At 43.1% G+C, this 12,272-nt stretch carries 14 protein-coding genes; 10 read left to right on the top strand and 4 right to left on the bottom strand.

What is annotated here, in order from left to right; translation table 11 throughout:
- Window positions 1–12 precede the first annotated feature (12 nt).
- The gene (gene aspA / locus WDV75_RS04630; protein ID WP_273558097.1) at window positions 13–1,437 is read right to left on the bottom strand and encodes an aspartate ammonia-lyase; all 1,425 of its coding nucleotides are present in this window, start codon (window positions 1,435–1,437) and stop codon (window positions 13–15) included.
- Window positions 1,438–1,816: 379 nt separating this feature from the next.
- On the opposite strand from aspA, the gene WDV75_RS04625 reads away from it, so the two are divergent.
- The 4 genes from WDV75_RS04625 (at window position 1,817) to WDV75_RS04610 (ending at window position 4,961) form a co-directional block, all read left to right on the top strand.
- The gene (locus WDV75_RS04625; protein WP_189758272.1) at window positions 1,817–2,335 is read left to right on the top strand and encodes an FxsA family protein; all 519 of its coding nucleotides are present in this window, start codon (window positions 1,817–1,819) and stop codon (window positions 2,333–2,335) included.
- 175 nt (window positions 2,336–2,510) lie between these two features.
- The gene (locus WDV75_RS04620) at window positions 2,511–2,804 is read left to right on the top strand and encodes a co-chaperone GroES (RefSeq protein WP_074020370.1); all 294 of its coding nucleotides are present in this window, start codon (window positions 2,511–2,513) and stop codon (window positions 2,802–2,804) included.
- A gap of 58 nt (window positions 2,805–2,862) precedes the next feature.
- On the top strand, window positions 2,863–4,509 hold the full coding sequence (gene groL, locus WDV75_RS04615) for a chaperonin GroEL (RefSeq protein WP_273558096.1): 1,647 nt from the start codon (window positions 2,863–2,865) through the stop codon (window positions 4,507–4,509).
- 110 nt (window positions 4,510–4,619) lie between these two features.
- Window positions 4,620–4,961: a DUF4156 domain-containing protein gene (locus WDV75_RS04610; protein WP_189758274.1), complete on the top strand. Its 342-nt coding sequence runs from the start codon at window positions 4,620–4,622 to the stop codon at window positions 4,959–4,961.
- Between the two features lie 167 nt (window positions 4,962–5,128).
- On the opposite strand, the gene epmB is transcribed toward WDV75_RS04610, so the two are convergent.
- The gene (gene epmB / locus WDV75_RS04605; RefSeq protein ID WP_273558095.1) at window positions 5,129–6,160 is read right to left on the bottom strand and encodes an EF-P beta-lysylation protein EpmB; all 1,032 of its coding nucleotides are present in this window, start codon (window positions 6,158–6,160) and stop codon (window positions 5,129–5,131) included.
- Between the two features lie 40 nt (window positions 6,161–6,200).
- Between epmB and efp the strand changes: the two genes are divergently transcribed.
- Complete coding sequence (efp, locus tag WDV75_RS04600) at window positions 6,201–6,767, top strand: elongation factor P (RefSeq protein ID WP_189758276.1); 567 nt, start codon at window positions 6,201–6,203, stop codon at window positions 6,765–6,767.
- 204 nt (window positions 6,768–6,971) lie between these two features.
- Entirely contained in the window at window positions 6,972–7,286 is a 315-nt protein-coding gene (gene sugE, locus WDV75_RS04595) for a quaternary ammonium compound efflux SMR transporter SugE (protein WP_189758277.1), read from the top strand.
- Between the two features lie 39 nt (window positions 7,287–7,325).
- On the opposite strand, the gene WDV75_RS04590 is transcribed toward sugE, so the two are convergent.
- Complete coding sequence (locus WDV75_RS04590; RefSeq protein ID WP_047766682.1) at window positions 7,326–7,538, bottom strand: helix-turn-helix domain-containing protein; 213 nt, start codon at window positions 7,536–7,538, stop codon at window positions 7,326–7,328.
- A 218-nt stretch (window positions 7,539–7,756) separates the two neighbouring features.
- On the opposite strand from WDV75_RS04590, the gene WDV75_RS04585 reads away from it, so the two are divergent.
- Both WDV75_RS04585 and WDV75_RS04580 read left to right on the top strand, forming a co-directional pair.
- Window positions 7,757–7,927, top strand: coding sequence for a helix-turn-helix domain-containing protein (locus tag WDV75_RS04585; protein ID WP_311062235.1), 171 nt, complete (start codon window positions 7,757–7,759; stop codon window positions 7,925–7,927).
- Between the two features lie 267 nt (window positions 7,928–8,194).
- Window positions 8,195–8,983, top strand: coding sequence for a sulfite exporter TauE/SafE family protein (locus WDV75_RS04580; protein ID WP_273558094.1), 789 nt, complete (start codon window positions 8,195–8,197; stop codon window positions 8,981–8,983).
- Between the two features lie 65 nt (window positions 8,984–9,048).
- Here the strand turns inward: WDV75_RS04580 and WDV75_RS04575 are convergent, their stop codons facing one another.
- Window positions 9,049–9,999 carry a nucleoside hydrolase gene (locus WDV75_RS04575; RefSeq protein ID WP_273558093.1) on the bottom strand — a complete coding sequence of 317 codons (951 nt, stop codon included), beginning with the start codon at window positions 9,997–9,999 and terminating at the stop codon, window positions 9,049–9,051.
- Window positions 10,000–10,543: 544 nt separating this feature from the next.
- On the opposite strand from WDV75_RS04575, the gene WDV75_RS04570 reads away from it, so the two are divergent.
- Window positions 10,544–11,845: an NAD(P)/FAD-dependent oxidoreductase gene (locus WDV75_RS04570; RefSeq protein WP_273558092.1), complete on the top strand. Its 1,302-nt coding sequence runs from the start codon at window positions 10,544–10,546 to the stop codon at window positions 11,843–11,845.
- Window positions 11,846–11,877: 32 nt separating this feature from the next.
- Complete coding sequence (locus WDV75_RS04565; RefSeq protein ID WP_273558091.1) at window positions 11,878–12,258, top strand: cupin domain-containing protein; 381 nt, start codon at window positions 11,878–11,880, stop codon at window positions 12,256–12,258.
- Window positions 12,259–12,272: the final 14 nt, after the last annotated feature.

Raw genomic sequence — 12,272 nt, 5'->3', positions numbered from 1 at the left:
ATAATCATTTAATTAGTCATCAAAACGTTTTGCTTTATAAGTTGGATGTTTTAGGTTCTCAACGGAGAAAATATCATCTAATTCAGCTTCGGTCAGTAAACCGCGCTCAAGCACAACTTCACGGACACTTTTGCCTGTTTCAGCACAGATCTTACCCACGATATCGCCATTGTGGTGACCAATAAAGGGGTTCAGATAAGTCACGATCCCGATGGAGTTGAATACGAAGTTTTCGCAAACATCTCTATTGGCAGTAATGCCGTTGACGCATTTTTCCACCAAATTACGGCAGGCGTTGTTCAGGATAGACATAGATTCAAACATAGCCTGACCAATCGCCGGTTCCATGACGTTAAGCTGTAATTGGCCTGCTTCTGCTGCCATAGTGACACAGGTATCATTACCGATGACTTTGAAGCAAACTTGGTTAACAACTTCTGGCACCACAGGGTTAACTTTCGCTGGCATGATAGAAGAACCCGCCTGCAATTCTGGCAGGTTAATTTCATTCAGGCCAGCACGAGGGCCGGAAGAGAGCAGACGCAAGTCGTTGCAAATCTTGGACAGCTTAACAGCCAGACGCTTCAACGCGCTGTGAACCATGACGTAAGCGCCACAGTCAGAGGTGGCTTCTATCAAATCTTCTGCTGGTTGGCAAGGCAATCCTGTGACTTCGGCCAATTTTTCAACGACCAGCTTTTGGTAACCTGGTGCAGTATTCAAGCCAGTACCGATAGCAGTCGCGCCAAGGTTTACTTCTAGCAGCAGCTCTGCCGTGCGAGTGATGTTTTTGATCTCTTCTTTCAACAATACAGAAAAAGCCCGGAATTCTTGGCCCAGAGTCATGGGAACCGCGTCTTGCAACTGGGTACGGCCCATTTTCAGGATGTCATCGAATTCAACGCCTTTTTTGTCAAAACCCTCTTTCAGCAACTCAATGGAATCAATTAAGTGCATCAGGGAATTATAAACAGCAATTCGGAAGCCGGTAGGGTAAGCATCATTGGTTGATTGGCTTCTGTTTAGGTGATCATTTGGGTTCAGGTACTCATATTCACCTTTTTGATGTCCCATCAACTCCAGGCCAATATTTGCCAGCACCTCATTCGTGTTCATGTTCAGTGAAGTACCGGCGCCGCCCTGAAAGACATCAACAGGGAATTGATCCATACATTTGCCTTTAATGAGAACTTCATCACATGCTTTGACGATAATATCTGCCACTTTTCCAGAAATAGTATGGAGTTCTTTATTTGCCAGTGCCGCAGCTTTCTTCACCATCACCATGCCTCGGATGAACTCAGGCACATTGTTGATGGTACGGTCACTGATATAAAAGTTTTCAATCGCACGTAGAGTGTGAATACCGTAGTAGGCTTCAGCAGGAACTTCTCGTTTACCTAACAGGTCTTCTTCGATACGAATGTTGTTTGACATGAGAACCTTCTTAAAATTGGATACGTTTTTTGACTGTTCTGTTACGTGTTTGTTGAAAAATAATGTTGCCAATAACAATTTCCCTGATATTAGACACTTATCATGAAATTGCTGGCGCGATCATATGTGGATTTGTAAGAAATGCCTTGAACCTGGATCACTTTATAGTGCTATTTTATTGATGAAATAACATATGTGTGACTAAGGTCACGATTACGGGAGAAAAAAGTTGAGAGTTTGATGTGTTGAAAACGGCCACGATTATCCCCACATAGGTTATCTAACACCATATTATGTGATCTAACCCGATATTAGGTGTCACACAGAGTGTGAATGATCGAATAGTGTGAACCCTCAATAATAATGAAAGGAGAACCACGTGCGTTGGCTCCCGCTTATCCTTATATGCCTTCTGGTTTACATCGAGTCTGTCCTGTTTGTTCGGATTGCCTCTGAAGTTGGAGTCTTGTTGACTCTGTTATTGGTTATCCTGACGTCTTGTCTTGGTGTATCCCTGGTGCGTAATCAAGGTATTAAGAATTTCCTCTCTATGCAGCAAAAACTCGCAGCCGGTGAGAGTCCTGCGGAAGAAGCTGTTAAAAGTGTTTCTCTGGTCATCGCTGGATTCTTGCTGATATTGCCTGGTTTCTTCACCGACTTTCTTGGATTACTGTTGTTATTGTCTCCCGTACAGAAACTTCTGACAGCGAAGTTATTGCCTCACATTAAGGTTTACCGCCCGAATACTTTTTATGGTTCCGGTAATCATCATGGCGGTTATGGGCAGAACGGGCAGACTTTTGAGGGAGAATATGAGCGCAGGCAAGATGACGCTTCCCGTATATCGGATGACCAAAAAAATTGTGGTGAATCTGACAGTGAGCGCAATAAGAAATGATTGCCGTTACATTGGCTGAGATTTCAGACAGTAAGAAAAAAGTAAAATTTTTTTGTTACCCACCCTTGAAGTCATGATCTCAAGCCCCAATTTGTAGCTTCATGATACTGGTTCTGTTGGGTTCTGGTATCAATCCTCTTACCTGATATGGACTTTATTTATAGGAGATCTATCAATGAAAATTCGTCCATTACATGACCGCGTTATCATTAAGCGTACAGAAGTTGAATCAAAATCCGCTGGCGGTATTGTTTTGACTGGCTCTGCTGCGGGCAAATCTACCCGTGGGAAAGTTTTGGCAGTCGGCAATGGTCGCATTCTCGAAAATGGGGAAGTGAAGGCGCTGGACGTAAAAGTGGGTGATACCGTTATTTTTAATGAAGGTTACGGCGTTAAAACAGAAAAGATCGATAATGAAGAAGTATTGATCATGTCTGAAAGCGACATTCTGGCAATTGTTGAAGCGTAATTGAGAATCTTATTACGCTTAGATCTTCTTAATTGAACGAATTTAAAGGAAAGACACAATGGCAGCTAAAGACGTAAAATTTGGTAATGATGCTCGCAGCAAAATGCTACGCGGTGTGAATGTACTGGCTGATGCAGTTAAAGTGACCCTGGGCCCTAAAGGCCGTAATGTAGTTTTGGATAAATCTTTCGGTGCGCCTGTCATCACTAAAGACGGTGTATCTGTAGCACGTGAAATCGAATTGGAAGACAAATTCGAGAACATGGGTGCTCAGATGGTTAAAGAAGTCGCTTCTAAAGCTAATGATGCGGCAGGTGATGGTACCACTACAGCAACCGTATTGGCTCAAGCTATCGTCACCGAAGGTCTGAAAGCTGTTGCTGCTGGCATGAACCCAATGGATCTGAAACGCGGTATCGATAAAGCAGTTGTTTCCGCTGTTGAGGAGCTGAAAAAACTGTCCGTACCTTGCTCTGATTCCACTGCTATTGCACAGGTTGGTACTATCTCTGCAAACTCCGACGAAACTGTAGGTAAACTGATCGCAGAAGCGATGGACAAAGTCGGTAAAGAAGGTGTAATCACCGTTGAAGAAGGTACTGGCCTGGAAGACGAACTGGATGTTGTTGAAGGTATGCAGTTCGACCGTGGTTACCTGTCTCCTTATTTCATCAACAAACCAGAAGCGGGTTCTGTTGAACTGGAAAACCCATACATCCTGCTGGTTGACAAAAAAATCTCCAACATCCGTGAACTGCTGCCAGTTCTGGAAGGCGTCGCTAAGGCAAGCAAGCCTTTGATGATTATTGCTGAAGATGTTGAAGGTGAAGCGCTGGCAACTCTGGTTGTTAACAACATGCGTGGTATCGTGAAAGTTGCTGCGGTTAAAGCACCTGGCTTTGGTGATCGCCGTAAAGCCATGCTGCAAGATATCGCTATCCTGACTAACGGTACTGTTATCTCCGAAGAGATTGGTCTGGAGCTGGAAAAAGCGACTCTGGAAGATCTGGGCCAGGCAAAACGTGTTGTTATCAACAAAGACACTACAACTATCATTGATGGTGTCGGTGAAGAAAGCGCAATTGCTGCACGTGTTACTCAGATCCGTCAGCAAATCGAAGAATCTACTTCTGATTATGACCGTGAAAAACTGCAAGAGCGTGTTGCTAAACTGGCAGGCGGTGTTGCTGTAATCAAAGTAGGTGCAGCAACTGAAGTTGAAATGAAAGAAAAACGCGCTCGCGTTGACGATGCACTGCACGCAACTCGTGCGGCTGTAGAAGAAGGTGTTGTTGCTGGTGGTGGTGTTGCTCTGGTTCGTGTTGCTAGCACAATCTCTAACCTGACTGGTGACAACGAAGATCAGAACGTTGGTATTCGCGTTGCACTGCGTGCGATGGAAGCACCAATGCGTCAGATCGTAGACAACGCAGGTGAAGAGCCTTCTGTTGTTGTAAACAACGTGAAAGCAGGTAAAGACAACTACGGTTATAACGCTGCAACTGAACAGTACGGCGATATGATCGAAATGGGTATCCTGGATCCAACTAAAGTAACCCGTTCTGCACTGCAATTCGCAGCTTCTATTGCTGGTTTGATGATCACTACCGAAGCAATGGTGACTGAACTGCCTAAAGATGACAAAGCTGACTTAGGTGCTGCTGGTGGTATGGGCGGTATGGGTGGAATGGGCGGCATGATGTAATGCTGTTCATCCTGATGATGGTATTGCCCATCTGTTAGGATAAGCCTTTAAAGGCGAGCAGGGAAAACTTGCTCGCCTTTTTATTGTTCCTATCACTAATAAGGGAAGTTATGCGAATTAAAATTTTGTTTGGTGCGTCAGTATTATTGTTGGCCGGTTGTACAACAACTCATCAATTAACCTCTGCTGGCGCTAATGTGCATTTTGCGGATACTCAACCAGGTAGTGAATGCCAGCGGTTAGGTGAAGTGACTGGCACTCAAAGCAACTGGCTCAATGGCGTTAGCAATGAGAGCAGTTCTATGCGTAGTGCAGCCAATGACTTACGTAATAAGGCGGCTGACATGGGTGGCAATGTTATTTATGGCATCAATAGTCCATCAGAGGGATTATTGGCAAGTTTTGTCCCCCTGGATAGTAAAATGATTGGTCAGGTCTACAAGTGTCCCTAGGCATTAATCAATGGGGTTAGTGAAAAAATGGTTTGGGCAATGCCCAGAAAGAATGTTTCGCAACAGCAAGATTTGCGTATACATTTAGTTTCTGTGCACTGCCCGTTTAGAAGAGCGTTAATGGTAATAACGTTAGCCTATCCAGTGATCGATTGGCATAGGAACGATCACTCGTTTTGTGCTAGCCCTAAATCCAGCGGAGTTTTGCTTGGCTCTCCACCAATTTCCCTGGTCAGGCTTGGAACCAGATAACCGGATACTTTAGTTAATAATTCTCGCATGATAGCTTTTGCTTCTTCATCGTCCACGAGAAAATGTGCAGCACCTTGAACTTTATCCAGAACGTGGATGTAGTAAGGTAATATGCCCGCATCAAAGAGTGCATTACTTAAGTCAGCCAAAGTATCTGCATTATTATTGACATCACGTAACATCACACTTTGATTCAGCAGTGTCACTCCAGCTTGTTTTAGTCGCATCATACTTGTGCGGAACGCATTATCAATTTCATTTGCATGGTTGATATGGGTTACCATGATGACCTGCAAACGAGTTTGTGCTAGACGATTACACAATGAAAGCGTTATACGATCAGGGATCACAACCGGTAAACGTGTATGGATACGTAACCGCTTAATGTGTGGGATAGATTCAAGACGGCTGATCAACCAGTCCAGTTCATGATCCTTAGCCATTAATGGATCACCCCCAGAGAAGATAATTTCGTCAAGCTCAGGGTGTTGTTCAATATAATCCAAAGCAAGCAGCCAATTGTTTTTATTGCCTTTATTATCCTCATAAGGGAAATGGCGGCGAAAACAATAGCGACAATTAACCGCGCAGCCCCCTTTGACCAATAGCAAGGCTCGATTGTGATATTTATGCAATAGACCTGGAACAACACTGCGTTGTTCATCCAATGGATCAGGGGTGAAACCAGGGGATATAGCAAACTCTTCCCGTGAGGTCAGGACTTGTAATAGAAGAGGATCACGAGGATCGCCTTTTTTCATTCGTGTGACAAATGCTCTTGGCACACGCAGAGGAAATAAGCGCTTTGCTTCATTGCCTTCTCGCAGCTTCGTATGTGTGTTTAAGGATAATAGTTGCAACAACTCATTGGGATCAGTAATAACATCCGCGAGTTGTTGTAGCCAGACTTCTCTGACGGGGTGAATATGGGTTATAATGTGTGCCATTTTTTGGCTAAGCCATTTTGTTAAAAATTAGAGGATCTCCATGGCTACTTATAGTACCAATGAATTCCGTTCAGGTCTTAAAATCATGTTAGATGGCGAGCCGTGCGCTATTCTTGACAGTGAATTTGTTAAACCAGGTAAAGGGCAGGCATTTGCCCGTGTTCGTATTCGTAAGCTGATTTCTGGTAAACTGCTGGAAAAAACTTTTAAATCAACAGATTCTGCTGAAAGTGCAGATGTCATGGATGTCAACCTGACTTATTTGTACAACGACGGTGAATTCTGGCATTTCATGAATAACGAGACTTTCGAGCAGTTGGCTGCGGATGAGAAAGCCGTTGGTGACAATGCAAAATGGCTGATCGATCAGGCAGAATGTATTCTGACTCTGTGGGATGGCCGTCCTATCGCTGTAACTCCACCAAACTTTGTTGAACTGGAAATCGTTGATACTGATCCAGGCCTGAAAGGTGATACTGCTGGTACTGGCGGTAAACCTGCAACCTTGAGCACCGGCGCTGTCGTTAAAGTTCCTCTGTTTGTCCAGATCGGCGAAGTGATCAAAGTTGACACTCGTTCTGGCGAATACGTTTCTCGCGTGAAATAACCGCGTTTGCTATTCTAAAAAAACCGCAGCCTCTTCGTCCAGAGGTTGCGGTTTTTTTGTCATCACTTCTTGGTTAGCCTCATTGCAGCTATTAAATCGGGTAGCTATAATCCAATTTCATTTCTTATCGTTATCCTGGACGACCTGGATAAACGTCATCTCATCGGGGACGGCCCCACTTGTCATTGATATAAAGGGAAAGACATGTCTTGGTTGATCCTTCTTATTGCTGGTTTGTTGGAAGTCGTGTGGGCGGTAGGTCTAAAATATACCCACGGTTTTTCACGTTGGGTGCCGAGTTTAATTACGATCAGCGCAATGGTGGTCAGTATGGGGTTACTGGCTTATGCCATGAAAAACCTACCGGCAGGAACGGCCTATGCAGTGTGGACAGGTATTGGTGCGGTAGGGACGGCGGTTTTCGGCATCATGGTGTTGGGGGAATCTGCAAATTTCGCTCGGATATTGAGCCTTGGCCTGATTGTGATTGGCATTATTGGCTTAAAGTTAGCGAGCTGATTACTTATAAATAAACCCAGCACTACGCTGGGTTTATGATTATTTTTTTTCATAACGCGAAGGCCATATTTCTTCCGGCGTGCGTCCCAGCGCTGCTGCAATGAGACGTTCGCCTTTTGGCCAGTGTCGTTGCAATGCATTGGCAAGAGTTGATGACGCCAAGCCTGCTGTTCGCGATACTTCTGACAGTGTTGTTCCGCGTTTTTTCAATTCAGCGATGATGTCAGCAGAATGCCAATCTTTTTTTTCCATTCTTAAGTTCTCCAGTTATCAATTATCTTTTTAATTAAAAAGTAAATGAGTATTCAGTAGACTATAAGTCACACATCATAGCATAAATCTAGCTGAAACGTGACTTATAGTCCGTGGTCGGATAAGTAACATGAATCGATACTTATCGGATGAAAAAATCGAACAACATCAGATCCCTTTTTGGTCAAAGAATTAGGTATCTCAGGAGAGAAGCTGGGATGTCACAAGAGGCTTTTGCCGATAAATGTGGACTGGATCGCACTTATGTCAGTGGTATTGAACGTGGTGTCAGGAATCCTACCTTGGAAATAATTAATGTGATAGCAAATGGACTACAGATTGAACTCAGTGAATTGTTTGATTTTGGGACAATACATCCTCCCCATTAAAATCAACGAGTAAGATAAAACACAGCTCGTTAGAAATGTAAATTTCAGCAACTTATCTCCTATATTTTCATCTTCTTTACTTTCAATTGCAAAGTTGCAGCCAATAAAGCTGCGACTTGAAAGAACCATGTTTACTTGTCGTTTGGCCCTAGCGCCAAACTGAGAGTGATATTCTATTTTTGAATATGATATATATTTTTGTCATATTGTAAGCAAGGCTTGCTGAAATTTGGTAAGAAAATGTAGATATCAGCTGGGAACAAAACGATGTTAGTGATCCCTGAACTTGTGATTGGGGCGGTTGTTGGTTTGATTATCAGTATTACCGGTGTTGGTGGTGGAGTGATAGTCTTACCGATCCTGACCTATTTTTTTGGATTAGATGCATTAGCTTCTGTCGCGACAGCTAATTTTCTTTCAATGTTGATGAAAATATCATCTTCTTATATGCACTTTCGCATGGGAAATATTCCCTTACGCCAATCTTTGATTATTCTGCTGATCATGATACCCGGCACAGTATTCGCCAGTTATGGCATCACAATGCTCAGTCATTTAAGCCATGATCGGGGACAATTTGAATGGGGAATTAATGTACTGGTTTTATTGGCTATCCTGTTTTCCCTTTATCTTTTTTACTGCCGAATACGTCAGCCACAGTTGCACATGAACCAAACGCAATCACAATTACAATCTGGGTTGATTAAGCCTTTTCTGCTGCCTGGTACGGGGGCGGGGTTGGTGCTTGGGGCGACAGGAGTGGGAGGGGGTATAGTAGTATTGCCATTATTATTACGCTATGGACAAATGAGTATTAAACAAGCGGTGGGTGTTTCCCTTTTTATCACGATGATATTATCTGGCTCATCGGCTTTTGCTTATGCCTATGGCGGGCATACGGATTGGAAACTGGCTCTGGTACTGTTTGTTGGCTCTTTGCTGGCGATCCCTTTTGCCAATTATTTGATCAAGCATTTGTCTGACAAAGTGCTGCAATATGTCACATTACTCTTGATCTTATGTAGTGCTGTGTTAATGGGTATCCGGTTAGTTTGACAGAAATGCTTTTGACTATTGAGGCAGAAAGATAACCTCAATAGCCAAAGAATAAATTAATAATATCAGTAAGTTGTTTCACCAATATTTTTTAGAGCATCAATCACCAATTGCCAGAATTTGGCATGATCCAGTTTGACAGCGACCTGCGTATGGCAATCTTCAGGTGGTGGAAAACGGAAATCTGCAACGGTCATGCCAGTGGTTAAGCTTCCCATCAGTTCGATATTAACGGGAACTTTTTGGGTTGTCATAACATCAGGATCGATCACATAAGCTACAGCACAGGGATCATGCACAGGAGGATAGCCAAATCCTTGATGCTCACGATATCTGTCACCATAAAACTTCAGTGCATCCAAAACGAACTGGGCGGAACGTGTCTTAATCTGGGCGATTGCTTCAATAATTTCAGGCGTTGCTTGTGCCTGGTGAGTGAGATCTAAACCGACCATCGTCAGCGGCCATTTTTCATTAAAAACAATGTGGGCAGCTTCTGGATCGATCACGATATTGAATTCTGCAACTGCGCTTCTGTTTCCTTTATGATAGCCCCCTCCCATTAATACAACTTCTTTTACCCGCTCAACAATTTGTGGTGCTTTGCGTGCGGCCATCGCGATATTTGTCAAACCCGCAGTTGGTACCAAAGTCACACTTTTGGGCGGATTTTCCATGATCACATCAATAATGAGATCGACGGCATGGCGTTCATCCAGTTTCATACTAGGTTCAGGAAGAATAGGGCCATCCAGACCTGTTTCACCGTGAATGTCTGGGGCTGTATTGATCTCCCGAACCAGTGGTCGGTGGCAACCTGCTGCGAAAGGAACGTTATGAATATTAGCGATGCGTGCAACGCAAAGCGCATTGCGGGTGACTTTATTCAGGGTTTGATTACCAACAACTGTCGTTACCGCCAACAATTCAATATTGGGATCTCCGTGGGCAAGCAGGAGAGCAATGGCATCATCATGCCCTGGATCGCAGTCAAGGATAATTTTCTTGGGTAGCATATTTATTCCTTTCCAGTGATTATGAACTTCATTTCTCAAGTTGCTGTTTTGTCGGCTACAACTCGAAACCTATACGCATTAAACTTCAAGTTGCAATTTACAACACGCTATGAAACCTGATTTCTTCCCGCTTCGCGGGAAGAAATCACACGCATCTTGAAGTTAGATGGGTATATTAAGTACATATGTAAATATTTACGTTCAGGATAATTTACTAACAGAAAAAATTCCTTCTAACTCCATCACAAAATGAAAATGTAAAAATTACAATTTATTAATAAATATTTTAATAATTGTGATTTTGTTAACATGAAAACAACAAATGATTTGAGCATTTCAAGTACATATGATTCATATATATACCAGACACAAAATGCATGGATGTCTGATTTTATTCGTTTATTAACTTATTAATATTTTGTTCTTTATTGTTTTGTTAATACACATGAACAACTAGTGTTCAAAAAATGTGATAAGCACCCCTGATAAAAGGAATAGCAAGGTTACGCCATCAGGGGATAAGCAGATGCTCATGGGGTATAACATGAATAATAAACTTGATTCATTAACATACTATACGGTGACGAAAAAATATGATCTTCGTTTTCCAATGCTGACAGAAGATTTGGATGTTGATGTCGTTATCATTGGCGGAGGTTTTTCCGGTATCAATACCGCATTAGAGTTGGCAGAAAAAGGCATCACCAATATTGCTATTTTGGAAGGCCGAACTTTGGGGTATGGCGGTACAGGCCGTAATGGTGGTCAGGTGATGACGGGCATTGGTCATGATTTGGATAAGATCAAACGTCACGTGGGTAAAAAAGGCCTGGAAACTATATTTAAAATCAGCAGCTTGGGAGCGGGAATTATTCGTGATCGAGTTGCCAAATATGATATTCAGGCTGATTTTTGCCAAGGCTATGCCTATCTTGGCTGGAATTCGCGTCATGATAGAACCCTGCATAGTTGGTTGCAGGAATTTCGTTCGGCTTTCCCCGATGAGGAAATTGAGCTTTATACGGGGGCTGATGTTAAAAAAGTTATTGGCTCAGACCGTTATACCAGTGCCCTAAAAAATATGGGGGGTGGGCATGTTCACTCACTCAACTTGCTGCTGGGAGAAGCCAAAGCTGTTACTGAATATGGCGTCAAAATTTTCGAAAACAGTCAAGTTGTGAGCGTAGAGTACGGCCCCAGAGTCACAGTACGCACAGTAACGGGATCAGTGCGCGCCAATAAGATGCTGTGGGCATGTAATGGCTTTTTGGATGGACTCGAACCGACTATTTATAGAAAAACAATCAATACTTATGCTTTCCAATTGATGACGGAAGAACTGTCGGATGATTTGATTGAAAGGATCAGCCCAATTCGGGGAGCCTACAGTGATATTAGTCCGGTCATTGATTACTACCGTGTTACCAAAGAAAATCGCTTGCTATATGGCAGCGCGACACACTTTATTGAATATATACCTTCCGATTTAAAAGCATGGAACCGCAATCTCATGCTCAAGACCTTCCCTTATTTGAAAGATGTAGAGATAGAACTGGCATGGGGCGGGCCATTATGTTGCAGCGCTAATTTGTTTCCACAAATGGGTTCTCTGCCTAATCATAAAAATGTGTTCTATGTTCAAGGTTATTCGGGATTTGGGGTAACGCCAAGCCACATCATCTGCAAAATTCTGGCTGAGGGAATGAGTGAAGGTTCGGAGCGTTATTCGCTACTTAGTTCGATTCCACACCTCGATATTATCGGGAAAGATAAACTGAGAAATGTGTTGCTCTCTGTCGGTAAGACTTGGCATCAGGCTTCAGGTTACTGGAAAGGGCGTCGTTAGTTTTTCAACGGTCACAGTTAAAGGTAAAAGTTATGATAAAGCCATTATTGTTAGATAAAACTCTTCCTGAATTAATGCCAATTGGCAGTGTTACTAATCTTGGTTCTGTTGTGGTGGAAGGTGATCCGCAGGCAAGTGTCGCCATGATCCACGGGGAACCATCGGATAATCTGACATGTGGTATTTTTGCCTGTACCAAGGGCAAATTTAAAATGATCTATCCCTTTGATGAAATGGCAACAGTGCATGAAGGTTCAGTGAAACTGACAGACGTCAAAACAGGGATGATGGTCGAATACCATAAAGGTGATTCGTGGTTTGCGGCAAAAGGGTGCGAAGTATTGTGGGAAATCACCAGTGAGCGTTTCGTCAAACATTATATGGCTTGTATAAATGGGCAATTGTCTGATTAGACAGGGGAAAAAGT

The organism is Xenorhabdus griffiniae, from assembly GCF_037265215.1.
GTDB lineage: Bacteria > Pseudomonadota > Gammaproteobacteria > Enterobacterales > Enterobacteriaceae > Xenorhabdus > Xenorhabdus griffiniae.
Note: the sequence above shows the minus strand (reverse complement) of the source record. Positions and strands in the feature narration are given on the sequence as shown.

Excerpts from the sequence above, each read along its gene's own strand:
- efp (WP_189758276.1), top strand. The coding sequence starts at position 6,201 with ATGGCTACTTATAGTACCAATGAATTCCGTTCAGGTCTTAAAATCATG.
- groL (WP_273558096.1), top strand. The coding sequence starts at position 2,863 with ATGGCAGCTAAAGACGTAAAATTTGGTAATGATGCTCGCAGCAAAATG.
- WDV75_RS04590 (WP_047766682.1), bottom strand. The coding sequence starts at position 7,538 with ATGGAAAAAAAAGATTGGCATTCTGCTGACATCATCGCTGAATTGAAA.
- sugE (WP_189758277.1), top strand. The coding sequence starts at position 6,972 with ATGTCTTGGTTGATCCTTCTTATTGCTGGTTTGTTGGAAGTCGTGTGG.
- WDV75_RS04585 (WP_311062235.1), top strand. The coding sequence starts at position 7,757 with ATGTCACAAGAGGCTTTTGCCGATAAATGTGGACTGGATCGCACTTAT.
- WDV75_RS04575 (WP_273558093.1), bottom strand. The coding sequence starts at position 9,999 with ATGCTACCCAAGAAAATTATCCTTGACTGCGATCCAGGGCATGATGAT.
- WDV75_RS04580 (WP_273558094.1), top strand. The coding sequence starts at position 8,195 with ATGTTAGTGATCCCTGAACTTGTGATTGGGGCGGTTGTTGGTTTGATT.
- WDV75_RS04620 (WP_074020370.1), top strand. The coding sequence starts at position 2,511 with ATGAAAATTCGTCCATTACATGACCGCGTTATCATTAAGCGTACAGAA.
- WDV75_RS04610 (WP_189758274.1), top strand. The coding sequence starts at position 4,620 with ATGCGAATTAAAATTTTGTTTGGTGCGTCAGTATTATTGTTGGCCGGT.
- WDV75_RS04570 (WP_273558092.1), top strand. The coding sequence starts at position 10,544 with ATGAATAATAAACTTGATTCATTAACATACTATACGGTGACGAAAAAA.
- epmB (WP_273558095.1), bottom strand. The coding sequence starts at position 6,160 with ATGGCACACATTATAACCCATATTCACCCCGTCAGAGAAGTCTGGCTA.
- aspA (WP_273558097.1), bottom strand. The coding sequence starts at position 1,437 with ATGTCAAACAACATTCGTATCGAAGAAGACCTGTTAGGTAAACGAGAA.
- WDV75_RS04565 (WP_273558091.1), top strand. The coding sequence starts at position 11,878 with ATGATAAAGCCATTATTGTTAGATAAAACTCTTCCTGAATTAATGCCA.